Consider the following 25,628-nt stretch of genomic DNA (forward strand, 5'->3'; position numbering starts at 1 on the left):
TGGTATATACGGAAACGACTTGAGCAGTTTATATGACGAGGATGGTCCGAATTGGTATAATCGTTTCGAAAACTTACGGGAGGCGAAAAAGATTGAGTAATCGAAAACTGTTTACACCATGGAGCTTAAAAGGGGTTACAATAAAAAACCGTATCGTCATGTCGCCAATGTGCATGTATTCCTCCCATGAAAAGGATGGGAAAGTGCAGCCGTTTCACATGACGCACTACATAACACGCGCCGTCGGACAAGTCGGGCTGATTATGGTTGAAGCCACCGCCGTCAAGCCTGAAGGAAGAATTTCCGATCAGGATTTAGGAATCTGGGATGACAAACATATCGAAGGCCTGGCCGCTTTAACATCGCAAATCAAACCTTACGGCAGCAAAACGGCGATTCAGCTGGCTCACGCCGGAAGAAAGTCAGAAGTTGACGGGGCCATCTACGGACCGTCTGCGATTCCTTTTGACGAAAACTCCCGGACACCTGTTGAAATGACAAAAGATGATATAAAAGACACCGTTCTGGCATTTAAAAAAGGCGCGGAACGCGCGAAAGCTGCGGGCTTTGATATCATTGAAATTCACGGAGCCCACGGCTATTTGATCAACGAATTTTTATCACCTCTTTCCAACAAGCGCGAAGACGAATACGGCGGATCTCCGGAAAACCGCTACCGCCTGCTTCGCGAAGTGATCGACGCGGTAAAAGAAGTATGGGACGGTCCTTTATTCGTGCGCGTTTCAGCTTCTGACTATCAGACAAACGGCCTTGATGTAGCCGATTACGTCGGCTTTGGCAAATGGATGAAAGAACAAGGCGTTGATTTGATTGACGTCAGCTCCGGTGCAGTCGTACCTGCTAATATCAACGTATTCCCTGGATACCAGGTCGGCTTCGCCGATACGATCCGTGCACAAGCGGACATTCAAACAGGTGCTGTCGGTTTGATTACAAACGGATTGCAGGCGGAAGAAATTCTCCAAAACGGCCGCGCAGACCTCATTTTTGTAGCAAGAGAGCTTCTCAGAGATCCGTATTGGCCAAAAACGGCGGCAAAACAGCTGAATACAGAAATCGAAGGACCTGTTCAGTACGGCAGAGCCTGGTAAGCAGCAAACTTTAAAAAATATCCCGTTTTCCGCGGGATATTTCTTTTTTTCCATTCCGAGAGAAACGATCCTCCTCTATTATGCGTCTTTCCTAGTAGAACACCATATACAGAGAGAGGATGACCTCCATGAATCCAAATATTATGGAAAAAACATATACAGTTGAAGGGTGTAGATTTCATACAAAACATCGCAAAGGAAACAGTTGCGCCACCATTATCTTTGAAGCGGGCTACGGTTTTTCTTCGGATACATGGGCGCCGATTTTACCGGATATAGACGAAGATCTCGGGCTTTTTGCATATGACCGCGCCGGCCTTGGAAAGAGCGGACCGTCCCGCAAAAAAAGGACGGCGGATCAAATGGTGAAGGAGCTTATAGGGCTCCTGGATGCAGCAGAGGTTAAGCCGCCATACTTGTTTGTCGCCCATTCCTTCGGCGCCGTCATCGCCAGACTTTTCGCAAGTCGTTTTCCCGATGACGTCGTCGGCATGGTCCTGCTCGACCCCGCATGTGAAGACCAGGAGCGGAAAGTGCTGCCCCTTTTGCCTGAAAAAGCGCGCGAAGACTACTTCAATCAATTTTCTCTCGAAGCTTCACATGAAGAATTTGAGCAAAGCCTGAACATGCTGAAACAGGAAGAAGATCATTTAGGGACCATCCCTTTACTCGTCCTTTCGGCTGGAAAACGGACGCCTGTTATGAAAAAAGCCCATCAAGAATGGCTGAAGCTGCACAGCCGGCTGTTGTCGCTTTCACATCAAAGCGGCTGGATTCAGGCGAAAAACAGCTCTCATTTGATCCACCTTGATGAGCCCCATATCGTTCAGCTCGCCATTTATGATGTATGGTATGCCGCACAACAGTACGGTTTTACGTACCAAACCGCTAATTAATATAAAAAACCAGCAGGTCAGAGACCGCTGGTTTTTGATTATTTTGTTTCACGATGGATCGTGTATCTTTTCAGACGCGGGGAATATTTTTTCAATTCCAGCCGGTCCGGGTTCGTGCGTTTATTCTTTGTCGTGATATAATTTCGATCTCCTGTCTCAGTGCATGCCAATGTAATTTTAACTCTCATGCTGATCCTCCTTAAAACGTAATCATTACGCTTTATTATACAGGACTGCGGCTTCTTGTCAACAAAAAAAGCTTCTGAAGTTCCTGATTAGCGGAACAAGAAGCTTTTTTCACCGTCTGTCATCTGTTCACATCAAACTCATAAAAGTCATAAGCCGCCGTGCTGTTTGGAAAAACCTCGCGTGCTTCATCGACCAATTCACTGACGCTTTCCCCCTGATATCTGGCGCTGATATGAGTAAGAATCAATGTCTTGGCGCCGGCTTCTTTGGCCGTTTCGGCAGCCTGCTCGGCTGTGCTGTGATCATAATCACCGGCCAGTTCCCGGTCGCCTTTGGCAAATGTCGCTTCATGCACGAGCACATCAGCTCCCTCCGCCAGCAGTCTTACATTATCACACGGCTTCGTATCTCCGGAAAATGCGACTATCCGCCCCTTTTTCGGCGGGCCGATAAAGTCCGGACCATGGATTGTCCGTCCATCTTCCAGTGTCACCGTTTCACCGTTTTTCAATTTTTGATAGACCGGTCCCGGGGAAACCCCGATCTCTTTTAAGGCTCCGGCATCAAGAGCCCCGGGTATATCCTTTTCCTGCACCCGGTATCCGAAAGCCGCTATTCCGTGAGAGACTCGTTTTGCCGTTACGGTAAACTGGTCGTCTTCAAAGATTGTTCCCTCTTCAATCTCCTCGATGACCAATGGATACGTGACATACGTTCCCGTGACTTCGAGCGCGGTTTCAAGAAACGTTTTGATTCCTTTCGGCCCGTAAACGGTCAGGCGGCTCTCCCCTCCTTGAAAAGAGCGGCTGCTGATGAGGCCCGGCAGTCCGTATACATGGTCCCCGTGAAGATGGGTGATAAAGATTTTTTCGATTTTTCTCGGTTTAATGGATGTATGTAAGATTTGATGCTGTGTGGCTTCCCCGCAATCAAACAGCCAGACAGACCGCCGTTCTTCCAAAAGCTTCAGTGCGACAGATGTCACATTTCTTGTTTTTGCAGGAATACCTGCCCCCGTTCCTAAAAATAATAATTCCAATATCCTTTCCTCCTGTTGCTGATCAACATCTTACCTACAAGCATACAGGAAGTCGAAAAAAAAAGAAATGCAGGCCTTTTAGCGTACATTCAGCCTCGATCCTGAGCACAATTCCCCGCCTGTTTTCGGTAAACTTTTCATATGAAATCAGCTCAAATGTTTGCTTTACAGGATTATTAGCTTTAAAATGAAGAAAATAAACTTATGCTCGAAAAAGTGAGGTACGTTTAGTTGAAAAAAGATCAAATGCAACCAAAAGCAGTAATCGTTATATTTGGCGCAACAGGGGATTTGGCAAAACGAAAACTATATCCATCCATCCACAGGCTGTATGAAAACGGCCAGATCGGCAAAGAATTTGCTGTCGTCGGCGTTGGCAGACGCCCGTGGACGAATGAAGACCTCCGCGACACCGTTCAGCAGTCAATTTCGAAATTTCCGTTGAATGAGAAGGATGTAGATGAGTTCACCTCTCACTTTTACTACCATCCGTTCGATGTGACAAACCCAGGCTCATATCAGGAATTAAACAGCCTGTTGGAAAAGCTTGAAAGTACATATGATATTCCGAATAACCGGATGTTTTATTTGGCGATGGCGCCTGAATTCTTCGGAACCATCGCGAAGTTTTTAAAATCGGAAGGCGTCACTTCCACAACAGGATGGTCGCGGCTTGTCATCGAAAAACCGTTCGGCCACGACCTGCCAAGTGCAAAAGCATTGAATCAGGAAATACGCGAAGCATTTACGGAAGACCAGATTTATCGGATCGACCACTACCTTGGCAAGCAAATGGTGCAAAACATCGAGGTCATCCGCTTCGCCAATGCGATATTTGAGCCGCTCTGGACAAACCGGTACATCTCGAACATTCAAATTACTTCTAGCGAAGATTTAGGTGTTGAAGACAGGGCGAGGTATTATGAAAAATCGGGTGCGCTGAGAGACATGGTGCAAAACCATATTCTTCAGATGGTGGCGCTTCTTGCGATGGAACCGCCAATCAAGCTGAATACCGAAGAAATCCGCAGCGAAAAAGTCAAGGTGTTCAGAGCCCTCCGCCCGGTTCAAAAGGACGAAGTCGATCAATTTTTCGTGCGCGGGCAGTATGATGCAGGTGTGATTGATGACAAGCAGGTTCCCGCCTATCGCGATGAGCAAAATGTGGCGAAAGACTCCAATACGGAGACATTCGTTGCAGGAAAACTCTTGATCGACAACTTCAGATGGGCCGGAGTGCCGTTTTACATCCGAACTGGTAAACGAATGCAGAAAAAATCGACGCAGATCGTCGTGCAATTTAAAGATATTCCGATGAACCTTTACTACGGAAACGGAAATACGATGCATCCAAACCTTTTGGTCATCCATATCCAGCCGGATGAAGGCATCACCCTTCATTTAAATGCGAGAAAGCTTGGCGGCGGCACATTTGCACAGCCGATTAAACTCGACTACTGCCATAATTGCGGCGACGGGATCAACACGCCTGAAGCTTATGAAAAGCTGATTTTGGACTGTCTGCACGGAGACGCGACAAACTTCGCCCATTGGGATGAAGTCGCCCTTTCCTGGAGCTTTGTCGATGCGATCTCACAGCATTGGGAAGAGAACAAAACACTTTCTCCAAACTATGAAGCAGGTTCTATGGGTCCTAAAGCTTCCGACGATCTTCTCGCCAAAGACGGCTTCCATTGGTGGCCGCTTTAATACAGCAAAACAGCCTTCAATATGAAGGCTGTTTTTTTACGCTTTTAAAGCCGAAACTTCTTCCGGGCGGCTTCTGTCCCGCTTCCACATGAGCTGAAGGACGAACAGGAGAACGAACATTCCGAGCCCGATCAAATCTGTATATCCTTCGGGATAAATCAGCAATAGACCGCTAAGCGCCGCCCATATTCTTTCATACCAAAACACTTTTCTCATCCAGAAGCCGATCATCCCGGCCCCGATGGCAATCATCCCTGACAATGCGGTCACAATCACCCAGATGATCTCATACCAGTGGGCATCTATCATGAGAAGCTCCGGTGACAGGACGAATATATACGGAATAATAAAAGCGGCGATGGCGAGTTTGGCGGAATTGATTCCGGTTTTGATCGGCTCCCCTCCCGCAACGCCCGCCGCCGCAAAAGCGGCCAGGGCAACAGGCGGGGTGATATCCGCCACAATGCCAAAATAAAAGACAAACAGGTGGGCCGACAGATCCGGTACATTCAATAAGATCAAGGCAGGCGCGGCAATCGTGGATGTGATCACATAGTTCGCCGTTGTCGGCGACCCCATTCCGAGGATCAAAGCGGCGACCATCGTCAAAAAGAGTGAAGGCAATAATGCGCCGCCCGCCAAGTCGAGCAGTCCGTTTGCCAGCTTAAGCCCGAGCCCCGTCTTTGTAACGACGCCGACGATAATCCCGGCTGCAGCCGTTGCCGCGGCCACTGAAAGCGCCATTCTCGCCCCTTCAGCCAAAGCGAGCACAATCCCTTTCAGCCCCAGCCTCGTTTCTTTGTTGAAAAAACCGACAACAATAGCCAGCACGATCGAGTACAGCGCGGCATGCATGACGATGATTCCCGACATGAGCAGCAAGACGACTGAAATGATCGGCAACAGGAGGTAAATCTTTTTAAATACTTCCTTCCGATTCGGCATCTCTTCTTTTGATAGCCCCCGCAACCCCAGGCGCTTCGCTTCAAAATGCGTCATTATCCAAATGCCTGTAAAGTAAAGAACAGCCGGAATCATCGCCGCTTTTGCAATATCCCAATACGTAATCCCGCCGCCGATGAATTCCACCATTAAAAAGGCGGCCGCCCCCATAATCGGAGGCATCAGCTGTCCGCCAGTCGATGCGGACGCTTCAACGGCACCGGCAAACTCCCTTTTATAGCCAAGCTTTTTCATCATCGGAATCGTAAACGACCCCGAAGTGACGACATTGGCAACGGAGCTGCCGCTGATTGTTCCTTGAAGGGCGCTGGAGAAGATCGCTACTTTGGCGGGCCCGCCCGTGCTCCTTCCGGCGATGGCAACGGCAAGATCGTTAAAATATTGCCCCACTCCTGTTCGGACGAGAAACGCGCCGAACAAAATAAACAGGAAGATAAAGGTCGAGGAAACAGCAAGAGGCGTTCCCAAGATCCCTTCTGTCGTAAAATACATCGTTTGGACAAGCCTTTCCAAAGTCAGCCCGTTGTGAGACAGAAACCCCGGCAGATAGGAGCCGTAAAGCCCGTAAAGAAGAAACAAGCCGGCGATGATCGTAATCGGCAGGCCGACAGCCCTTCTTGTCGCTTCCAATACCAAAAGGACAGCCAGAAGACCGACATAAAAGTCGGTGGTTGTAATCAGGCCGATGCCGCCGACAATCGTTTTATAATTGATGACCCAGTAGGCGCCGACACCGGCTCCCATAACGGCTAACAGACAATCATACCAGGCCACTTTAAACTTGCCGGTTTTCCGCATGCGTTTTGTCGCCGGAAACAAGAGAAAGATCAGACCGAGCGCAAATCCTAAATGGACGGACCTTTGAATTTGAGCCGGAAAGACCCCGAAAATGGCTGTATATAATTGAAACAATGAAAATGCGAGCAAACCGATAAATGATATGGCCCCCGCCAATCCCTTCAGCTTTCTCGTTCCCTGTTCCGGATCGTATTTTTCCAGCAGTTCCTGCTGCTCTTTTTCAGAAAGTTCAGCAATGTGCTCCTTTTGCTCAGCCATTTATCTTCACTCCCCTCAATTGTTGCAAGACATTTAATTTTTGAACGGACATCCTTGTCCATGAGCCGGGGCGGATATACCGTTTTAATTCATGGACTTTGCCGTTGTACCTGATCCGGTGGTTCGCCCTGACTCTCCCGATTCTCATATCGATATATGGGAATGTCCGCTTCATATTGGAGATGGTGTATATGCCGTTTTTGATGACGAGCTTTTCCCCTTCTCCCGCGTTCGCCGGCATTCCGACTGCCGGATCATGATAGCTCAAAGCTGTTTGTCTGATCTTTTTGTTCTCCCATACATACGATTCAACCACCTTTGTTTTGTGGATGGAATGCGTATAGATCACATCAAAGTTTTTCTTCTTTTGGAGGGGAAGAAAAGCGATGAGATCACCGCTGTCTTCTTTCATGAATACAACGGCCGGCTGATATGGTATCAAACATGCTGCAATCGCTATGAAGATAAATGATAATGCGGCCAGCCCTTTCACCAGCTTCTTTTTTCTTATTTTTTCCACATCCTCATACCGAACAGAAAATCGATAGACCGTCGTTTCACCTAAAAGCGGTCTATCGATTTCGGGATGATTCCCGGTCAAAGTTATTCGTTTGGCTTTTCGATCCCTTTTTCTTTGTAATACTTGGCTGCCCCCGGATGGATCTCGATATCGCCCAATCCTTCAAGCGCTGTTTCCGGCTTGATAAACTCGCCCTTTGCATGATTGATTTTATCCGCTTCAAAAAGCGCTTTTGTCATCTTGTAGACGGTGTCTTCATCCAGCTTGTCGGTCGCAACAAGCATCGCTTTGACCGCCACTGTGTTCACATCTTTGTCGATCCCGTACGTTCCGCTTTTAATCGTATCCTTCGCATAAAACGGATATTTCTCCATCAGCTTTTTCTGTTTGTCTTCTCCAATGTTTAAGATTTTGATTTTATTTTGTGCAGACAGCCCTTCAACTGCCCCTGTAGGCGTTCCGGCCGTAATAAATGCAGCGTCGATCGCACCGGACTGGATGCCGTCGGTTGATTCTTCAAATGAAAGATTTTGCGGTTTGATATCGTCAAAGGTAAGCCCGTGGACCTCCAAAATCTGCTTGGCGTTGATGTTGACCCCTGCGCCCGCTGCGCCCACGGAAACCGTTTTTCCTTTTAAGTCTTCAATAGAATCGATCCCGCTTTTTTCCGTCGTCACAATCTGCACCGTCTCCGGATAAAGGGCGGCAATCGCTTTGATTCCGTCAATTTTTTCTTGAAACATCTCTTTGCCCTCTACGGCATAAGTGGCAATGTCAGTCTGAGAAAAAGCGACTTCAGCTTCCCCTTTTTGCAGAGTGGCCATATTTTCAGCCGATGCCCCTGTTGTCTGTGTGGTAAATTTGTCTCCTGTCGCATCCTCCCACAGATTTGCAAACTGCCCGCCAAGCGGATAATATGTACCGCCGGTTCCTCCTGTAAGCAGACTGTAGCTTCCTGATCCTTTTGACGCAGATCCCCCATCCTTATTTCCTGATGCATTGTCGCTTCCGCACGCGGCCAATCCCATGACAAGCGCCAGCATCAATACTAACCATGATAAGCTTTTCCACTTTTTCATTCATTCTCCCCCTTTGCTTGTTGGACAAATAACAATTCTATCGTACCATGAAAATTGGATTAATTGTCAATATATTCTTTCATTTCTAATTCTTTAGTCAATTTTATGAGCGACCGGTTCTTAATATGCCATGTCCGCGGCAAAATCCGTTCACCGGTCTAGGTTCGTCCAACCAACCACAAAATGGAAGTTTATTTACAAAGAAAAAATTAAAACCTGATAAAACGTCATCTTCTCAAGGACACGAAAAAGTGACCCGAGATAAAAGGACAAGTGAACCTGGAGCCAACGGTCTGCCGCACACTAAAAATGAGCATCCGCCTCCAAAAAAGAGGAAGATGCTCATTCGGTACATGATCACTTTGATATGAAATAATGGAGAAAAATCATTTATGCAGCTTAAAAAGGAATATGAATCCCAACCTTATGTTCAATAGCCTTTTGATAAAAATATTGAGCGACTACAATATCCACAACAGCTAATCCAACTGATTTAAAAACAGTGATTTCTTGATCATCGACTCGTCCGTTGCATTCTCCGCTTACAATTTGCCCAAGCTCTCCGTAGATGTCGCCAGGCTTAAAAACGCCTTCGCTTATCGGAACTTGTAAATCACCAGTCTCCTCTAATGCTGCTTCACTAGATTCCACTACGACTTTATCGGCTAGAGACATGACATGAGATGGTAACTCTTGCATTGCTGGTCTAAATGAACCTACTGCATTGACATGAACCCCCTGTTTTAATGGCTCTGAAAATACCGGTGTTGTAGAATTTGTTGTCGTTACAATAATGTCAGCTTCACGTACTGCTTCATCCGGGTCTGAATAGACGTGTACTCGTTTATTAAATTTCTTTTTAATATATTCGCTAAATTGTTGTGCTTTTTGTTCAGTTCGGTTATAAAGTAAAACCTCTTCAATGTCTCGAACAGCGAGTACAGCTTCAACCAGACCTTTTGCTTGTTCCCCTGTACCGATTATACATAGCTTTTTTGAATCTTGGCGGGATAAATATTTCGTTGCTACACCTGATAAGGCGCCTGTTCTCATCATCGTTAAATAAGAGCCTTCCAAAAGAGCGATTGGTTCTCCTGTTTTGAAGTCTGACAACATCACAACACCATTGATCGTTTTCTTCCCTAAGGTCTTATTATGAGGCGCTACGGTGACTATTTTTAATCCAAGGGTCCTGAGCTCTTCAGCTACCGAAGGCATGACCAATGCAGTATTTTGACCATGATCAAACTGTAATGCGGCACGAATCGGTGTAATTGTTCTTTCTTCTGAAAATTCTTTCAATGCGACAGCGGCGCATTCAATGATCTCATTCATATTGACTAAACTTTTTTGTTCATCAGCGTTTAAGATTAACATGTTTTTTCATCCTTTCCTGCAAATTGCGGAAGACTTATTCCGTTCTTTTGTTTCTGGTATGGTGTCTTCATGACGATCACTGCTTGACATGGACATTGAATCTGTCATACCGGAGTGGTTCAATCGGAATCGATGTATCATGTTCATTGATCATTTCTGAAATGACTTGACCTGTAATCGCCGCTAAGCTTATGCCGTCCCCTTCATGTCCCGCTGCTATATAAAATCCCGGCACCTTTTCAACATGTGAAATAATCGGAAGGTGGTCAGCGGTCCACGGCCGTAATCCCGCGTATGTTCTGATCACCGTCATATCGGCAATTTTAGGGTAAAAACGAACAGCTCTTTTGGCGATACATTTCATCACTTCATGATTCACTTTTGTGTCATATCCATTAAATTGACGACTGCTGCCAATTAAAAAGTTTTGGCTTTCGGTAGGCTCGAAAACCAATGCAACTCCGTATTGATCAGTTAAGGGATCCACTTTCCTCTCCCCGCCAAATTTTGAAATAAGGTAGCCAAATTCCATGACATTTCTTAATCCAACAGACTGTTGTCTAGAAGCAACCATGACCTGACCTTTACGCGGCTTTATTGGAATGTCTATACCGAGCATCTCTCCAATAAACGGAGCCCATACCCCGCACGCATTGACAACCTTATTCGCTGTAAAGGTTCCGTTATTTGTCTCAATGACAAATTGATTGACTTGATTTTGATAAAGCTGTTTCACTTCCGTATTCGTATGTACTTTCGCTCCGAATTGTTGGGCACGGTGAATCATCGAGTATGTGAGCATATAGGGACTGACGATCGAATCAGTCCTGCACTCAAGCCCGCCTGGGAGATCGTCTGAAAAGTAAGGAGATTCATTGCGCAAGTCTTCCCGATCCAACAGTCGAAAATCCAGGCCTGCATCTTGTTGTTGCCGGACCCATTTTTGTGCAGCTTCCATTTCCGTGTTGTTTTCACAAACTAAAACACTGCCAGGGTTCCGATATTCAAATGGGATTTCAAGCTCATGGCTTAATTCATGCACCAATTGTTGACTTTTTAGAGCCATTTGACTATCAAAGCCAGGATCCTTATCCACTGCTAAAATATTTCCATCGCATTTAGAGGATGTTCCACTCGCCAATTCATTTTTTTCGAGAACCGTGATATCCAAACCGGATTTTGAGCAATAGTAAGCGATCGCTGAACCGATAATTCCACCCCCGATGACAACAACATCGCGATGAAATGTGCTATTCATGTGACCCCGCCTCCTAGACTTCTTTTAGTAGATTGATAAACTTCCCATTGCTGTGAGATTTTCTTTCTTCCGGCCTCTATTTCCGGGTGGAATTGTATATATGCACGATTTCTGATCTGTTCAGTCATTTTAATAGAATCTTGAATCTCCATATCCAATCCTTTCTTTCCGGCGCGGTGTGCAATTGATAAACCTGCCGTTTTCCCCTGTGCAGCAGCAACCTTTGCTCCTTCAATACCCGTAATGTTTCCCGCAACATACAGTCCTTCTAAAGGGCTTTCCATCCTTTCATTATGTAAAGGGACATAGCCTCCCAGTTCTTCCACTAAATAAAATGGACAACCTGCAACTGCCGCTAATTCAGCTAATGGGTATAAACCTCCGGCAATACAAACGAAATCCACTTCAATCTGTTCCTCACTGCCATAAACGACTTCCCCATCGGCATTAATTGTTGCTATTGTCACGCCTTCCACTTTATTCTCGCCATAAATCTCGATGACAGCTTTTCGAAGTTGAATGGGAATGCCCCACATCTTCACTCCTTTTTTAGGGTATAACTGAACGCCCAATTTTTTCATAAAATCATTCTTCATGAATTTGCTGCCATAGCGAACAAGTCGAGACGGAGCCATATGGGAGACATGAAGAAGTGAATCCATGACTTCTCCTGGATGACCGGCACCCTTTGTCATACCGTTCATCTTTGGTAAAGTGAGACAAGCGATCTCTACGCCAGCTAGTTGTAATTCCATAGCAATGGCAGCCGAGAGAACATTCACACCGATTATCACCCCGCGCTCCCCGGGCTTGATCCGATGAACATTTGTCATCACCTGTGCGGCCCCAACCGACATAACGCCGGGTAATGTCCAACCGGGTACAGGTAGAGGGGATTCGGCTGCACCGGTTGCTAACAACAAATGATTGGTATGAAATGTTTGTTTTTCCGTATAAACAACCCAGCGTCCATTTGATTTCTCGATATGATGTACCGCTACATTTAAATGAAATGTCACGCCAAGCTTCACAGCTTTTTCATATAATGCAGCTGATTCTTTCATCCCATTCCACCAAGACCCATTCGGTTCTTCATAAAGCTGTCCGAGCAACCTGCCGCCAGCTTTCATATATTCATCAATGACGACAACATCCACTCCATTTTCTGCACAAGTCACTGCCGCTGTTAAACCTGCAGGTCCGGCGCCTATAATCATCGCATTATCCATTTCCCAGTCCTCCATCTCCTTTACTGGCTGGTTGCAGTCCGCCGCTGCTTTCAACAACCATTCCCTCTTTAAGAGGTGTAAGACATGCCCGGATCCCCTGTTGACCGTCTACCGATACTCTACACTCATAACAATGGCCAATATTACAATAGATACCTCTTGGTGACCCGCTCTTTTCGTGATGTCGAAGCGTGCGAATTCCATTGGCTAAAAGTGCCGCTGCCAAAGATTCATTTTCCAGCCCTTTGTAGACCTTATGATTAAATGTAAAGGAAACATCATGATCATCCTCAATTTTTCCGAGTATAGGGTGGTTTAAGATTCTGCGCGTCATCGATCTTCCCCTCCTAAATTTTTAAAGCTAACCGGTCGTATAGGCGGCTGATATTTCAATGATACACATGTCGGATTTTGATGATTCGCTGCCGCCGCTATTTGATCGACAATAGTCCGGCATGTTCTTCCGCCGCAATAGCCCATGCCCGCCCTCGTACGAAGCTTTAATTCCCTGGACGAGCATTTATACCTGGCGGCTGTAGTCTCCAATTCCTTGAAACTGACTTCTTCACACCTGCATATAATCATTTCATCTTCTTTCATTGGAAACACCTCAATTTATACTTGATGAATACGGGATGAAACCGGAATGATCGTTAGACGGTTACAATCTTAAATGAACGATATCAGGACACTTCTTCATTCCCTATATCAAGCTTTCTTTCTTCCGATTTATTCAAAACAGCGATAATCATACCGATAACAGCTCCAATCAGTCCAGTTACGATCCATCCCGCCCCGATATGAAACAGCGGGATGAAGGAAAAGGTTTGACTAATAAAATCCGCAAAAATATTTGCTTCTTTTAAAGCATCTAACAATGCGACAAATCCACTGCCAATAATTGAACCGATATATACGGATTGATAACCTTTGAATAGATTATTGATGAAGGAAAGAACAATTAACGTAATCGCTATTGGATATAAAAGAAGGAGAATTGGCGACGCTAACTCAAGTATTGTGTTCAAACCAAAATTGGTAATGATTAAACTAACAACAGCTAAGAGCACTACCCATTTTTTGTAAGAAACTTTCGGGTAGATTCTATTAAAATATTCTGCTACTGATGATAAACATGCTATGTTTGTTGTGATTCCGGTTAAAAATATAACAGTCCCTATTAAAAATACTCCGCCATATCCAAACAAATGGATTGCACTTTTTGCCAACACTTCTCCGCCATTGCTGGCATATCCAATCGCCTCAACACTCGATCCTCCTATCCAGGCTAAAGATAACTGCAAAAGCACCAAGCCAACGACCGTTATCATTCCTGCTTTCATAAAAACAACGGATATTTCTTTTTTCCCTTCAACTCCCACATTTTGAATCGATTTAATGAAAATTCCTCCGAATGTAAACGCGGCAAGAACATCCATTGTATAATATCCTTGAACAAACCCTTTAAAAAACGTATCTTGTATATACGGTTCTTTCGGTTCACCAAAGCTCCCCATTGGGGTCATCAATGACTTGACGATTAAGATGATTAAAAGCGTAACAAATATAGGCGTTATCATTTTCCCCAACCGATCGACAAACTTACTTGGGTTAAGAGAAAGCAAAACAGTCATGAGAATAAACAGAAAAGAAAACAGAAATAAGAAAGCATGATTTGATTGAACCCTCTCAGTGATGACAGGGTTTACCGATATCTCATATACGACTGATGTCGTTCTTGGAATGACGTAGATGGGTCCTAAGGTTAAAAAAAGAGCGATCGAAAATATCATCCCGAACTTTGGATGTACTCTTGACGCAAGCTTCTCTACCGTACCTCCCGAGATGGCTAATGCGATAATGGCTAATAAGACGAGTCCGACACCTGTAATCAAAAACCCTGACATCGCAATCCATGTGTTCGTTCCTGCAAGTTGACCGACCATTGGTGCGAATATGGTGTTACCGGCCCCGAGAAACATCGCAAATAACATCAGACCGATAGCCATAAGTTGTCCTGCCGACAAAGTATTTTTCATTTAAAGTCCCCCTTATCATGTAAAGAACCTCTCTCTGCATATCATCCATCCCCCTTTGTAAACGCTTTAATTTGATGCAGAGAAAATAAAAACGGTTAGCCATCACAGTGATACCTTATCCATGAATTGAACGGACACTAAAATCAACATTTAAAAATTTAAGTGACAATTAAATTTTAGACTAAAAATAATAGATAGAAGGAAACGCTAATAAAATAACTTCACCTCCTAAAGTCCATATTTTAAAACAAATTAAATTTTTAAGTGTCACTTAAATTTTAAGTGTTGATGTTATTATACTTTTCATTTTCTAAAAATTCAATCATTTAATGATTTTTCTTAAAGCATATCTTTGGTCACAGTTGTTTTTAAATATGAGAGGTAAAAATGAGATAACTTCACTTTCCAAGGTCGACATGTTAAAATTAAGAATAATTAAAAATGGATTCTTTTAAGCAGTGGTTAAATTATAAAATGAAACAAATCGGGTCGACAACTGCTTCGTGAGAACATATTACAGACGATTTCTTTTGACAAAGTTTTTTGAACCCGGATCTCTGTAATGTTGAACAGACCAGCAGCTTATTTTTTGGGGGTAAAAAATGGATTCAGATGTAGGACATTTAATTAAAAGGCTCCGCAAAGAGAAAAAAATGACATTGAAGGAAGTCTCCGAAAAAACAGGCTTATCGATCAGCTTCATATCCCAGGTAGAACGTTCTCTATGTTCCATTACATTGCTTTCCTTACGAAAAATATCTGAAGCTCTCGGGGTCAGTCCCAGTTATTTCTTTCCCGACAATATACAAATTGACAAAAACATGATTAGACGAGCTTCTGACAGACAAGTTGAACATAAGACATCCTTTACCTATTCGGATCTATCCGGCAATGTATCGAACCCCTTGTTTGTGCCCATTTTCGTTACCCTGATGCCTGGTGATAAAAGAGGCATACCTTTTTCTCATGAAGGGCAGGAATTTATTTACGTCATCGAAGGCATGATGACGATCATTTTTGATGACGTAGAATACGATCTTTTCCCCGGGGACAGCATCCATATAGAATCAACCAAACCTCACAACTGGTTTAACAAAACAGACAAACCTACGAATTTTATATTTGTTAGTGCCGCCCCCTCTCGTGATTGATTCCATATCTCAACAAGTGTCTTACGGGACAAGCAGTGCAAAATAAAGGATCGATTTTTTAAAAAAATCGATCCTTTTGTTATGGCTATGCAAACACTCCTACTCATGCAGTTTTGATCATTTCCGAATATGAACGCTGGAAAACACAAATTTATCATAGCGATGTCTTGCAAAAGAATATTCAAACGGCTCCCCCGTATTTAAAAATGCGACCTGTTCGACTTCAAGCACCGGATCGTCGGCAGCGCATTCCAGATATTTGCGGTCCAGTTCCGTCGGCTTATCCGCCCTGATTTTCCGGTGGGAGCCGGCGATTGTCAATTTCAGCGTTTCCGTGATATGCCGATAAACAGAGCTGTGAAGCACATCTTCGTTTAATTCTCGAATCACGTTGGAAGGCATGTATGTTTCTTCAATGACATACGGTTCGCCTTCGACCTTCCGGAGCCTGATGATGTGATACACCGGAACGCTCTTTTCGATTGATAATCGATCAGCCACTTCCGGCGACGGAAACTCAACATCAAACTGAATGATGCGGCTTTCGATCTGTTTGTTGGCGAGAAGTTTTGTCAATCCAAGGTTTTCACGGTCCGTCACGCTGACGGGGAGATCCTGAATGGATGATTTCACAATAAAGGTGCCGTGCCCCCGTTTGCGGTACAGCATACCTTCTGAAACGAGAATGTCGAGAGCCCTTTTCATCGTCATTCTGCTGCAGGAAAATTCTTTGGCGAGAGAAAGCTCATCAGGTATGGGCTGATCGACCGGATAGTATTCCTCCTGAATCCGCCTCCTCATTTCATTTGAAATATATTCGTATTTTCTCATGTTTTAACCACCAGTACTAAGGATTCTATTTTTATGTTCTGTCCATTCTTTCTTATTATATCTGTTTTAGGCTGGAAATAAAAAGATGGCCTAAAAGACCATCTCTTCTAACAGAACCGCTTAAAATCCGTTATTTTCGCTGACCCGCTTAAACCAGTGGCCGCTCTTTTTAACCGTCCTCTCGCCGTTTTTGTCAAGGTTGACAGACACAAAGCCGTAGCGGTTTTTATAAGCGTTCGTCCACGACCAGTTGTCCATGAATGTCCACAGGTGGTAGCCCTTTACATTCGAGCCTTCCTGAATGGCTTGATGCACCCATTTTAAATGCTCTCTAATAAACGCAATCCGGTAGTCGTCATGGATCATGCCGTCTTCGCCAAGAAAACGCTCCTCTCCTTCAACCCCCATTCCGTTCTCGGAAATAAAGCATTCAATATTACCGTAGTTGTTTTTGAGATTGATTAAAATATCATAAATACCCTTTTCATAAATCTCCCAGCCGCGGTGGCGGTTCATTTTGCGGCCCGGCATCTCATAGTTGTCAAAAAAGCGTTCAGGCATAAATGGCGCATCCGGGTGCGGCAGATGTTCTTTTGCTTTGACACGCCTCGGCTGATAATAGTTGACACCAAGCAGATCGACCGTATTCTCTTTGATCACGTCCAAATCGCCAGGCTTGGTTTCAGGCATGTATCCTTCCTCTTTTAAAATATCTGTTAAGTCTTGCGGAAACTCGCCTTTTACGGCCGGATCAAGAAACGACCTGTTGAAGAATGCGTCGGCAATTTCAGATGCTTTAACATCTGCCGGATGACGGCTTCGCGGATAGGATGGCGTTAAATTTAAAATGATGCCGATTTTTCCGTCCCCGCCAAGATTCCGGTAGGCTTCGACCGCCTTGGCGTTTGACAAAATTTCGTGGTAGGCCACCTGCACGGCTTTCGCAAAATCCACTTCATTCGGATAATGAAAATCGTATAAATAGCCGCCTTCCGCCGGAACAATCGGCTCATTATGCGTAAACCATTTTTTGACCCGGTCCCCGTAAAGGCGGAAGCAGGTTTCCGCGTATGAAACAAAATCGTCGACAACTTTCCGGTTTTCCCAGCCGCCGATTTCCTGAAGCGCAAGCGGCATATCAAAATGATAAAGGTTGACAAACGGTTCGATGCCTGCCGCAAGCAGCTCGTCGATGACTCGATTGTAAAAGGCCGCCCCTTCCTCGTTCAACAGACCTTTTCCTTCAGGAAACAGCCGCGACCATGAAATCGAAAAGCGGAAAGAATTGTGGCCAAGCTCCTTCATCAGCTGAATGTCTTCTCTATAAGTCTCGTAAAAACGCGACGTTTTTTTTGGCCCCACTCCGTCGAAAAAACGATGGGGTTCTTTTTCATACCAGTGGTCCCAAATATTTTTCCCTTTGCCTCCTTCATCGGCCGCCCCTTCGGTTTGAGTGGCTGATGCTGCCGATCCCCACCAGAAGTTTTTTGGAAAACGATATGGAAGTCGCTCTGTCTTTATTTCTGCTTTTGTCATGTCATCAATCTCCTTTTACAACCCTATCGTCGTCTTATTTTGTTCTGAAGCGCTGGTTTCCTGTTCTTTCTTCATATTCATACGGTCGATGAATTTCAAAAACGGGAACCAGATTAAAAAGACAACGGCTAAATTAAAAATCTGCAGGATGCCGCCGGCGAGCGAATTGGTGGCCATCATGCCGCTGATAAAAATCGGCACTGTCCAAGGAATCGTGACACCCGTCGGCGGCGGAACGATTCCTGAGGCCATGGCAAAATACGTGATCAGCGTGACGATCATCGGCGAGATGACCCACGGAATGAAAATCAGCGGATTCATGACGATCGGCAGGCCGAAAATAATCGGTTCGTTTACATTAAAAATGCCCGGAGCCGCACCAAGCTTCGCCACCTGCTTCATCTGCTTGCTTCTCATAAACAATAGAATCGCAACGATGACGGCCAGCGTCATCCCGGTTCCTCCCATTCCGACGGTATAGACTTCCATAAACTGTTTGTTGATGATGTGCGGCACCTCACCTGTTGCCGTATAGCTGTTTAAATTTTCAATAGATAGTGTATTCCAGATCGGATCCATCACCGAATTGATGATGATTTGTCCGTGCAGCCCGAAGAACCACAGCAGCTGCGTAAAAAAGATGGCGACAAGGGTCGGAATGATACCGCTTCCAAGTCCGACAAGCGGCGCCTGAACGAGAGTGTAGATCAAATCATGCATATTCGTGTTGAACACCTGGGTGATGATGATATTAATGATTAAATAGACCGACAGCGTCATCACCGCCGGAATCAGCGCGGCAAATGATTTAGAAACCGCCGGCGGGACACCGGAAGGCATTTTAATCGTATAATTTTTCTGGACAAAAAACCTGAATATCTCGGCCGATGTAAAGGCCGTTATCATGCCGAGGAACATTCCTTTTGCACCGAGCCTGTCAATCGGAATGACATTGGAGACCGTTTCTCCGCCTTCTCCGTTTAAAAAGAACGGCGTAAGCAATAGGAACGACGCCAAAGCGACGACTCCCCCAAACACCGCCTCGACTTTATAGCTTTTGGATAGATAGTATCCGATCCCGAATACGACAAACACAGACATGATGTTGATCGTGGCATTCGGAGCAATGCTTAAAACGGACTGAAAATTTTCAAGCGCTGATTTGCTCATCATTTTATTAAGGAACGGCAAATTCGTTAATACGACGATAATCGATCCGAAAATCGTGAGCGGAAAAGCCAGCATGAACGCGTCCCTAAGCACGCCTAAATACCGGTTGTTATTCAGCTTCCCGGCAATCGGAACGAGAAGATTGCTTAGTTTTTCAAACATGGTCGAAGTTTCCCCCTTATCCTTCGCCTTTTGCGGCTTATAGTTTTTTCTCTTTGAACAATTCCAGCAACTCAGAGACAAGTTCCTTCATCGTAAGCGTCGACATGAAATGATCTTCCGCATGCAGCAAAAGTAAAGAAAACTCGTTTTTCTCCCCGCCCGCTTCCCTTTGGATCATTTGAAAATGAATATCATGGGACTGCCGCAGATCATCCTCGGCCTGCTTGAGCAGCGCCATCGCTTTTTCTGCCCTTCCCTCTCTGTATTCCCTGAGGGACTGGATGACTTTGCTGCGGGCGTTTCCGCTGTGGAGAATCAGCTGAAAACAAATTTGTTCGTCTGTTAATTCGGCAAATGTTGTTTTTTCCATCACTGTCAATCCCCGATCAGGCTTAAAGCCTGCTCATATGCTTTTTTTCCGTCAGCCATGCCGTAAGCCATCATATCAACCACATCGACTTGGATGCCGTACTTTTCCGCTTCCTTTTGCAACTCGTCTTTCAAAAAGCTCATTTGCGGACCGATTAATACAACGTCGGCTTCTGCCATTTCTTTTTTAGCCTGGTCTTGTCCAACCGCCCAGATTGTCACTTCATCACCAAGCGATTTCGCGTATTCCTCCATTTTTGTGACAAGGAGGCTTGTTGACATTCCTGAACTGCATGCCAATAAAATTTTCTTCATGATGATCCCCTTCCTTTATTAAAAGCGCTTTCACATACTATTATTATATCGTTTTATTTTTAAATGTCTATACATTTAAAAATAAATGTTTGTATTTATTTTGTCATATCAAAAAGCCCCTCTCTTTCTGAGAGGAGCTTTTTCCGGCTATCGGGTATGCTTTTTAAAGAGCTTGACGGCTTCTTCCGGCACATAGAATGTTCCATTGCTTTCGACGATGACGCTGTCCAATTCATATTCTTTTCCTTTGATCTTGATGATGTTTTTGTTGACCGGCATTTCTGCTTTGGTGTTTTTGCGGGATGCGACCAGCACCGGGTTTTCCGGATCTTTTTTGTCGATGGTCACGCTGGCTCCCGCTTTCTTAAACGCCTGTTCGGCTTCAATAAACAATTTTTTCGTTAATTTGTTTAAGTTAAAGCCCATGGCCTTTGCCATCGTTTTCGCGATGTCGGTATTATCAACGAGCCCTTCAGGCTTTTTCGGACCGTACGAATACAGGAAGACGTCTTCCCCGGTATGACCGCCCGTTGTGAAGCCGATGTTCGCCCGGTTTGCCAGCATCTTTTTAAAGACGTCGGCTGCTTCTTCCTTGTTTTTGACACCTTGCAGCTTTTCCTTCTCAGAAGCCGTTAAATTGTCGAGGCCATACAGCCCGGCTGCTTCTTCGATATTTGATAAATCATCTTTCAGCTTTCCTGTTGCACCTTCGAGCGTCATTTTGGCTTTTTTCAGCGGATCAATATAGGCGGAAACCGGTGTTTTGTCATAGCCTTTTGTCGTATTGCTGTTCCCGATTGAAATGCCGCTGTTGCCATGGTCGGTGACGGCGATGACCATCGTGTTTTTGTCTTTCTTGGCAAAATTCAAGGCTTCTTTGACCGCGTCATCAAATGCCAGGACATCGCTGATGATGCCGATCGGATCATTTTGATGCGCCGCCCAGTCCGGCTTGCTGCCTTCAACGAATAAGAAGAAACCGTCTTTATCCTTGGACAGCGTCTGAATCGATTTTTTCGTCATCTCGGCCAGTGTCGGCTGATCGGGATTTGTGATGCTGCGATCCATATCATATGCCAGATCGCGCTCGGCAAAAGCTCCCCAGATTTTTTTCGATTTTGACTTGACCAGATCTTGTTTTGTTTCCACAAAGTCGTATTTTTTGTCATGAATCACGCTGACAAGATCTTCATTGTCCTTGCGGCTCTTTTCACGATTACCCGGCTTTAGCGATTCTTTTCCGCCGCCGAGAACGACATCGATGTTTTGATAAACCTGCTGTTCGCCCAGCACTTCAAAATTGTTTCGGTTCAAATGGTGCGCGGAATAAGAGGCAGGTGTCGCATGCTGAATTTCTGATGTCGCGACAATTCCGGTTGCTCTGCCTGTCTGTTTCGCTCCCTCGAGGACATTTGCCACAGGGCGGTAATGGTCTTTCTCACTGACGGGCTCTGCACCAGGCGAATTGACGACTGAAGGCAGTACACCGACATAGGAAGAATTTGATTTCCTCCCGGTTGCCATCGCCGTTCCAGCCGGTGCTGAATCTGTGATCGCCGATTCAGCGGAAAACGTTCTGACACCGCCGGTGACGATTTGATCCAGCGCTAAAGGCTCGCCTTTATACCAGCGCGCCAAAGTCGTCGCCGTTGAGCTTGTTCCGTCCATGACCATCATGATGACGTTTTTTGCTTTCGGTTCCTTTTTTTTCGCTGTCTCCATTGCCGCGCTGCCCGTTCCAGCTGAACCTAATGCGACAGCGCCCGCCAATGTAAAGCCGATGATTCTGTTGCGCAAAAAACCCATTATGTACCCCCTCCAAAGCTGTTGATTTGTTGACACCCCTTACTTTATCACCGCAATGTTAACAGGGTTTTTTCTGTCTATTAATCTTATGTAATGATTGTTGTCTTATGATGAAAAGAAGGCCTTTCGCCTTCTTTTTCATTACCCTTTTCCGGCTTGAAAGCCCGGGTATTTTGTCATTCCGCCGTCCACATACAAGGTCAGCCCCGTCACATAGCTCGCTTCATCTGACGCCAGCCAGGCCGCACATGCGGCGACTTCCTCCGGTTTTCCGATATAGCCGATTGGAATCAGTTCAATCACCCCTTGTTTTAATTCAGGATCGGCAAACTTCTCGGCGTTGATCGGCGTATCGATTGCGCCCGGTCCGATCGCATTGACCCGAATGCCTTTCGGAGCGTATTCAAGGGCGAGTGTTTCCGTCAATAATTTGGCGCCTCCTTTGCTCGCTGCATAATGGACAAAATGAGGCCACGGGATTTGCTGATGGACGGATGACATGTTGATCACAGACCCTTTGATGTCATGCGCAAGCATATAATCAATCGCTTCCCGGCAGCCCAAAAACATACCGGTCAAATTCGTCGAAATGACGCGGTTCCAATCTTCAAGAGATAAGTCTTCAGAAGGGACTTCGTTTTCCACTCCCGCATTATTGATCATCACATCGACTGAACCGAATGTATCAACCGCTTTTTTGATGAGCGTTTTCACATCTCCTTCTTTTGAGACATCTCCTTGAATCGCAACCGCACGGGAGCCGCCATCTTCTATTTCTTTCACCGTTTCCCCCGGATTTTCTTCTTCTTTAAAGTAATTGATGACAACATTGGCCTTTTCCGCTCCAAAACGCAGCGCCATCGCTTTTCCAAGGCCTGTCCCGGCTCCGGTGATGACAACCGTTTTTCCCTCTAAACTTGGATACATCGTATTGATTCCTCCTTATGAATGCTGATGTTTCATATGTTTCCACATAACCGCTGAAAGCATGCATTTCCGGAGTCATCAAAAAAACCGCAGCCTCTCGGCTGCGGTTTTTGCTTGTTTATTTCATCCACTCGGTGTGGAAAATGCCTTCTTTGTCTGTGCGCTCATAAGTATGTGCTCCAAAATAATCGCGCTGCGCCTGGATTAAGTTGGCCGGCAGTGTCGCAGTGCGGTAGCTGTCAAAATAAGCGAGAGCGCTTGAGAAGCAAGGTACAGGGATTCCCTGTTCAACAGCAAGGGCAATCGTTTTGCGGAGAGCCCCCTGATAGCTTTCAACAATGTCTTTGAAATAAGGATCAAGCAACAGGTTATCAAGCTCAGGATCACGGTCGTACGCTTCCTTGATTTTTTGCAGGAAGGCCGCACGGATGATGCATCCTCCGCGGAAGATCATCGCGATGTCACCGTATTTCAAATCCCAGCCGTATTCTTCTGAAGCGGCTTTCATTTGGGCAAAGCCTTGCGCGTAAGAACAGATTTTGCTCATGAAGAGAGCTTTTCTGACGGCTTCAATCAATTCTTCTTTGTTCTCCGCAACTGTTTTCGCCTCAGGGCCTGCAAGAAGCTTGCTTGCCTTGACGCGCTCGTCTTTCATCGCGGAAATGAAGCGGGCAAAAACGGACTCGGTAATGATCGGAAGCGGAACGCCAAGATCAAGGGCGCTTTGGCTCGTCCATTTTCCTGTACCTTTTTGGCCGGCTTTGTCCAAAATCACATCAACAAGCGGCTTGCCGGTTTCATCATCTTTTTTCGTAAAGATGTCAGCCGTGATTTCGATCAGGTAGCTGTCAAGCTCTCCCTTGTTCCACTCGGAAAATACCTCGTGAAGCTCATCAGATGACAAGCCGACAAGGTGTTTAAGAATAAAGTAGGATTCAGAAATCAGCTGCATGTCTCCGTATTCGATGCCGTTATGAACCATTTTCACATAATGGCCGGCTCCGTCCGGACCGATATAAGTCGTACATGGTTCTCCGTCGACTTTTGCAGAAATCGCTTCAAGTATCGGCTTGACAAGCTCATGGGCTTCCTTCTGTCCGCCCGGCATGATGGACGGGCCTTTCAAGGCGCCTTCTTCACCGCCGGATACGCCGGTACCGATGAAATGAATACCGCTTTCGGCAAGCTCTTTGTTTCTTCTTTGCGTATCTTTATAATATGTATTTCCGCCGTCAATCAAAATATCGCCTTTCTCAAGATGAGGCAGAAGTGATTGAATGGTAGCATCAGTCGGTGTTCCGGCTTTGACCATCAGGAGGATTTTGCGCGGCTTTTCAAGAGATTCAACGAATTCTTCTATGCTGTATGTGCCGACAACCTGTTTTCCCTCTGCTTCTTTGAGAAATTCGTCGGTTTTCTCGCTTGATCTGTTGTATACAGAAACCGAAAACCCGCGGCTCTCAATATTTAAAGCGAGGTTTTTTCCCATTACTGCTAAACCAACTACACCAATTTGTTGTTTTGCCATGTCTAACGTCCCTTCTAAAGCGTTTAGCATTATAGTTTAATTTTTATTTAAATTGAAATTACCACACTTTGACCCATCTTTTCAAGCTATTGATCTTTTCTCCCGTCTTGGAAAAAATCTTTGTTGAAACTTGTTCCGCTTGTACGGCTCTCTTTCCCTGCGATTTTGATTCCTTTTTGGATAAGATCCGTGCCATATTTCCCGTTCAGCTCCTCGATCACCTTTTGGATCGGCTCATCTTTGGCATCCTGCTGAAAAGAAAACAAATCAAGCTGTTTGACCGCTTCTTTCCGTTTGACAAGATCTGTCCCCGTCACACCTAAAAGCCTGACGGCGCTTCCTTGCCAATGCTGTTTAAACAGCGCTTTCGCCTCTTCGGCAATCGCGTCTGCGACATCGGTCGGATTGAGAAGGGTCTTGCTTCTTGTGATATTCGTCCAGTCAGCATAACGGATCATGATAAACAGTTTCGAAGCCATGACTTCTTTTCGTCTCAGCCTGTTGCTGACCGAAACGGACAGCTTGTCGATGAGGCCGGCGAGCTCTCTTTCATCTGTAGAGTCATGCGGAAGCGTCGAGGAATTGCCGACGCTTTTAAATTCATAAATTCTCTCCGGGTTCACCTCGCCTGTGTCGATTCCATTGGCCCGTCTTTTCAGCCTTGGACCGTTGATGCCGAGCAGCTGTTTTAAAGCGTGCTCATCTGCCGCGGCCAGATCCCCGATCTTCTCAATTTCCAGCCCTCTGAGCTTTTCGGCCGTTTTTTGCCCAACTCCGTACATTTCGCTGATATCAAGGGGCCAGAGCAATTGCGGCACTTCCCGTTTTCTTAAAATCGTAATTCCGAGCGGTTTTTTCATGTCTGAAGCCATTTTCGCCAAAAATTTATTAGGCGCAATCCCGATGCTTGACGGGAGAAGCAGTTCTTTTTGGAGGCGCTTTTGGATTTCCAGTGCGGTTTCATATGCTTGATTGCGGTAAGGTGTCTCGGTCAAATCCATATAGCCTTCATCAATGGAAACGGGTTCGACCAGATCGGTGTACTCCCTCAACACTTGAAACATTTCTTTTGAAGAGCTGCGATAACGGTCAAAATTCGGCGGTTTCACGATCAGTTCAGGGCAGATGCGCTTCGCTTCCCAAAGCGGCATCGGGGGCTTTACTCCGCGGGCTCTTGCTTCATAGCTGCATGTCACAACGATCCCCTTGCGCTCTTTCGCATTTCCCGCAATGGCGAGCGGCCTGCCGCTCAAGGAAGGATCATACGCCATTTCAACCGAAGCGTAAAAACTGTTCATATCGATATGAAAGATGACTCTTCCTTTTGGTTTTCCTGCAGTCAAAGCGTCCCCCTCCTGATTGTCCC

The 25,628-nt window shown here is 45.5% G+C and carries 24 protein-coding genes; 4 read left to right on the top strand and 20 right to left on the bottom strand.

Annotated features, from left to right (window positions below):
- Positions 1-41 precede the first annotated feature (41 nt).
- Together namA and M654_RS15330 are read left to right on the top strand one after the other, a co-directional pair.
- Positions 42-1,112, top strand: coding sequence for an NADPH dehydrogenase NamA (gene namA / locus M654_RS15325; protein WP_236251272.1), 1,071 nt, complete (start codon positions 42-44; stop codon positions 1,110-1,112).
- A gap of 128 nt (positions 1,113-1,240) precedes the next feature.
- Positions 1,241-2,008: an alpha/beta fold hydrolase gene (locus tag M654_RS15330; protein WP_026587754.1), complete on the top strand. Its 768-nt coding sequence runs from the start codon at positions 1,241-1,243 to the stop codon at positions 2,006-2,008.
- A 38-nt stretch (positions 2,009-2,046) separates the two neighbouring features.
- Here the strand turns inward: M654_RS15330 and rpmG are convergent, their stop codons facing one another.
- Positions 2,047-2,196, bottom strand: a complete 150-nt coding sequence (rpmG, locus tag M654_RS15335; protein ID WP_006637447.1) for a 50S ribosomal protein L33 — start codon at positions 2,194-2,196, stop codon at positions 2,047-2,049.
- A 119-nt stretch (positions 2,197-2,315) separates the two neighbouring features.
- On the bottom strand, positions 2,316-3,236 hold the full coding sequence (gene rnz / locus M654_RS15340) for a ribonuclease Z (protein WP_026587755.1): 921 nt from the start codon (positions 3,234-3,236) through the stop codon (positions 2,316-2,318).
- A 246-nt stretch (positions 3,237-3,482) separates the two neighbouring features.
- Here rnz and zwf point away from each other — a divergent pair, with 246 nt between their 5' ends.
- On the top strand, positions 3,483-4,946 hold the full coding sequence (gene zwf / locus M654_RS15345; protein ID WP_035428361.1) for a glucose-6-phosphate dehydrogenase: 1,464 nt from the start codon (positions 3,483-3,485) through the stop codon (positions 4,944-4,946).
- Between the two features lie 36 nt (positions 4,947-4,982).
- Here the strand turns inward: zwf and M654_RS15350 are convergent, their stop codons facing one another.
- The 9 genes from M654_RS15350 to brnQ form a co-directional block, all read right to left on the bottom strand.
- The gene (locus tag M654_RS15350; RefSeq protein WP_026587757.1) at positions 4,983-6,965 is read right to left on the bottom strand and encodes a TRAP transporter permease; all 1,983 of its coding nucleotides are present in this window, start codon (positions 6,963-6,965) and stop codon (positions 4,983-4,985) included.
- A complete protein-coding gene (locus tag M654_RS15355; protein ID WP_236251139.1) occupies positions 6,958-7,485 on the bottom strand; it encodes a DUF1850 domain-containing protein in 528 nt (175 codons plus the stop codon). Before M654_RS15355 ends, M654_RS15350 begins: the two co-directional genes overlap by 8 nt.
- 83 nt (positions 7,486-7,568) lie before the next feature.
- Entirely contained in the window at positions 7,569-8,564 is a 996-nt protein-coding gene (locus tag M654_RS15360) for a TAXI family TRAP transporter solute-binding subunit (RefSeq protein ID WP_026587759.1), read from the bottom strand.
- A 399-nt stretch (positions 8,565-8,963) separates the two neighbouring features.
- The gene (locus M654_RS15365; protein ID WP_026587760.1) at positions 8,964-9,941 is read right to left on the bottom strand and encodes an ornithine cyclodeaminase family protein; all 978 of its coding nucleotides are present in this window, start codon (positions 9,939-9,941) and stop codon (positions 8,964-8,966) included.
- A 76-nt stretch (positions 9,942-10,017) separates the two neighbouring features.
- Positions 10,018-11,199: an NAD(P)/FAD-dependent oxidoreductase gene (locus M654_RS15370; RefSeq protein WP_026587761.1), complete on the bottom strand. Its 1,182-nt coding sequence runs from the start codon at positions 11,197-11,199 to the stop codon at positions 10,018-10,020.
- Positions 11,196-12,428 (bottom strand): NAD(P)/FAD-dependent oxidoreductase, encoded by a 1,233-nt coding sequence (locus tag M654_RS15375; RefSeq protein WP_026587762.1) that lies wholly within the window; start codon positions 12,426-12,428, stop codon positions 11,196-11,198. Before M654_RS15375 ends, M654_RS15370 begins: the two co-directional genes overlap by 4 nt.
- Positions 12,421-12,762: a (2Fe-2S)-binding protein gene (locus tag M654_RS15380; protein WP_026587763.1), complete on the bottom strand. Its 342-nt coding sequence runs from the start codon at positions 12,760-12,762 to the stop codon at positions 12,421-12,423. The genes M654_RS15375 and M654_RS15380 overlap by 8 nt, the downstream gene beginning before the upstream one ends.
- Complete coding sequence (locus tag M654_RS15385) at positions 12,759-13,028, bottom strand: (2Fe-2S)-binding protein (protein ID WP_026587764.1); 270 nt, start codon at positions 13,026-13,028, stop codon at positions 12,759-12,761. Before M654_RS15385 ends, M654_RS15380 begins: the two co-directional genes overlap by 4 nt.
- An 83-nt stretch (positions 13,029-13,111) precedes the next feature.
- A complete protein-coding gene (gene brnQ / locus M654_RS15390) occupies positions 13,112-14,467 on the bottom strand; it encodes a branched-chain amino acid transport system II carrier protein (RefSeq protein WP_035428176.1) in 1,356 nt (451 codons plus the stop codon).
- Between the two features lie 602 nt (positions 14,468-15,069).
- On the opposite strand from brnQ, the gene M654_RS15395 reads away from it, so the two are divergent.
- Positions 15,070-15,618 (top strand): helix-turn-helix domain-containing protein, encoded by a 549-nt coding sequence (locus tag M654_RS15395; RefSeq protein ID WP_026587766.1) that lies wholly within the window; start codon positions 15,070-15,072, stop codon positions 15,616-15,618.
- A 117-nt stretch (positions 15,619-15,735) separates the two neighbouring features.
- Here M654_RS15395 and M654_RS15400 read toward each other — a convergent pair whose 3' ends face one another.
- From M654_RS15400 to M654_RS15440, 9 genes are all read right to left on the bottom strand, one after another.
- Positions 15,736-16,449: a GntR family transcriptional regulator gene (locus M654_RS15400; RefSeq protein ID WP_026587767.1), complete on the bottom strand. Its 714-nt coding sequence runs from the start codon at positions 16,447-16,449 to the stop codon at positions 15,736-15,738.
- Between the two features lie 120 nt (positions 16,450-16,569).
- Positions 16,570-17,985 carry a glycoside hydrolase family 1 protein gene (locus tag M654_RS15405; protein ID WP_026587768.1) on the bottom strand — a complete coding sequence of 472 codons (1,416 nt, stop codon included), beginning with the start codon at positions 17,983-17,985 and terminating at the stop codon, positions 16,570-16,572.
- 15 nt (positions 17,986-18,000) lie between these two features.
- Positions 18,001-19,317: a PTS cellobiose transporter subunit IIC gene (celB, locus tag M654_RS15410; protein WP_026587769.1), complete on the bottom strand. Its 1,317-nt coding sequence runs from the start codon at positions 19,315-19,317 to the stop codon at positions 18,001-18,003.
- Between the two features lie 37 nt (positions 19,318-19,354).
- On the bottom strand, positions 19,355-19,687 hold the full coding sequence (locus tag M654_RS15415) for a PTS sugar transporter subunit IIA (RefSeq protein WP_026587770.1): 333 nt from the start codon (positions 19,685-19,687) through the stop codon (positions 19,355-19,357).
- Between the two features lie 5 nt (positions 19,688-19,692).
- Positions 19,693-20,001: a PTS sugar transporter subunit IIB gene (locus M654_RS15420; protein ID WP_026587771.1), complete on the bottom strand. Its 309-nt coding sequence runs from the start codon at positions 19,999-20,001 to the stop codon at positions 19,693-19,695.
- Between the two features lie 147 nt (positions 20,002-20,148).
- On the bottom strand, positions 20,149-21,807 hold the full coding sequence (locus M654_RS15425) for an alkaline phosphatase (protein ID WP_026587772.1): 1,659 nt from the start codon (positions 21,805-21,807) through the stop codon (positions 20,149-20,151).
- A gap of 141 nt (positions 21,808-21,948) precedes the next feature.
- Positions 21,949-22,734: a glucose 1-dehydrogenase gene (locus M654_RS15430; protein ID WP_026587773.1), complete on the bottom strand. Its 786-nt coding sequence runs from the start codon at positions 22,732-22,734 to the stop codon at positions 21,949-21,951.
- Between the two features lie 118 nt (positions 22,735-22,852).
- Entirely contained in the window at positions 22,853-24,262 is a 1,410-nt protein-coding gene (gene gndA, locus M654_RS15435; RefSeq protein ID WP_026587774.1) for an NADP-dependent phosphogluconate dehydrogenase, read from the bottom strand.
- 86 nt (positions 24,263-24,348) lie between these two features.
- The gene (locus tag M654_RS15440; RefSeq protein WP_026587775.1) at positions 24,349-25,605 is read right to left on the bottom strand and encodes a DNA polymerase IV; all 1,257 of its coding nucleotides are present in this window, start codon (positions 25,603-25,605) and stop codon (positions 24,349-24,351) included.
- Positions 25,606-25,628 lie beyond the last annotated feature (23 nt).

Source organism: Bacillus sp. NSP9.1, from assembly GCF_000465465.2.
Classification (GTDB): Bacteria; Bacillota; Bacilli; order Bacillales; family Bacillaceae; genus Bacillus; species Bacillus sonorensis_A.

What these genes read in the sequence shown, in the direction of transcription:
- rpmG (WP_006637447.1), bottom strand. Translation starts at nt 2,196, where the DNA reads ATGAGAGTTAAAATTACATTGGCATGCACTGAGACAGGAGATCGAAAT.
- gndA (WP_026587774.1), bottom strand. Translation starts at nt 24,262, where the DNA reads ATGGCAAAACAACAAATTGGTGTAGTTGGTTTAGCAGTAATGGGAAAA.
- M654_RS15395 (WP_026587766.1), top strand. Translation starts at nt 15,070, where the DNA reads ATGGATTCAGATGTAGGACATTTAATTAAAAGGCTCCGCAAAGAGAAA.
- M654_RS15365 (WP_026587760.1), bottom strand. Translation starts at nt 9,941, where the DNA reads ATGTTAATCTTAAACGCTGATGAACAAAAAAGTTTAGTCAATATGAAT.
- M654_RS15380 (WP_026587763.1), bottom strand. Translation starts at nt 12,762, where the DNA reads ATGACGCGCAGAATCTTAAACCACCCTATACTCGGAAAAATTGAGGAT.
- M654_RS15360 (WP_026587759.1), bottom strand. Translation starts at nt 8,564, where the DNA reads ATGAAAAAGTGGAAAAGCTTATCATGGTTAGTATTGATGCTGGCGCTT.
- M654_RS15405 (WP_026587768.1), bottom strand. Translation starts at nt 17,985, where the DNA reads ATGACAAAAGCAGAAATAAAGACAGAGCGACTTCCATATCGTTTTCCA.
- M654_RS15330 (WP_026587754.1), top strand. Translation starts at nt 1,241, where the DNA reads ATGAATCCAAATATTATGGAAAAAACATATACAGTTGAAGGGTGTAGA.
- celB (WP_026587769.1), bottom strand. Translation starts at nt 19,317, where the DNA reads ATGTTTGAAAAACTAAGCAATCTTCTCGTTCCGATTGCCGGGAAGCTG.
- M654_RS15425 (WP_026587772.1), bottom strand. Translation starts at nt 21,807, where the DNA reads ATGGGTTTTTTGCGCAACAGAATCATCGGCTTTACATTGGCGGGCGCT.
- M654_RS15430 (WP_026587773.1), bottom strand. Translation starts at nt 22,734, where the DNA reads ATGTATCCAAGTTTAGAGGGAAAAACGGTTGTCATCACCGGAGCCGGG.
- M654_RS15420 (WP_026587771.1), bottom strand. Translation starts at nt 20,001, where the DNA reads ATGAAGAAAATTTTATTGGCATGCAGTTCAGGAATGTCAACAAGCCTC.
- M654_RS15385 (WP_026587764.1), bottom strand. Translation starts at nt 13,028, where the DNA reads ATGAAAGAAGATGAAATGATTATATGCAGGTGTGAAGAAGTCAGTTTC.
- M654_RS15375 (WP_026587762.1), bottom strand. Translation starts at nt 12,428, where the DNA reads ATGGATAATGCGATGATTATAGGCGCCGGACCTGCAGGTTTAACAGCG.
- M654_RS15400 (WP_026587767.1), bottom strand. Translation starts at nt 16,449, where the DNA reads ATGAGAAAATACGAATATATTTCAAATGAAATGAGGAGGCGGATTCAG.
- namA (WP_236251272.1), top strand. Translation starts at nt 42, where the DNA reads ATGGTCCGAATTGGTATAATCGTTTCGAAAACTTACGGGAGGCGAAAA.
- M654_RS15370 (WP_026587761.1), bottom strand. Translation starts at nt 11,199, where the DNA reads ATGAATAGCACATTTCATCGCGATGTTGTTGTCATCGGGGGTGGAATT.
- M654_RS15350 (WP_026587757.1), bottom strand. Translation starts at nt 6,965, where the DNA reads ATGGCTGAGCAAAAGGAGCACATTGCTGAACTTTCTGAAAAAGAGCAG.
- zwf (WP_035428361.1), top strand. Translation starts at nt 3,483, where the DNA reads ATGCAACCAAAAGCAGTAATCGTTATATTTGGCGCAACAGGGGATTTG.
- brnQ (WP_035428176.1), bottom strand. Translation starts at nt 14,467, where the DNA reads ATGAAAAATACTTTGTCGGCAGGACAACTTATGGCTATCGGTCTGATG.
- M654_RS15415 (WP_026587770.1), bottom strand. Translation starts at nt 19,687, where the DNA reads ATGGAAAAAACAACATTTGCCGAATTAACAGACGAACAAATTTGTTTT.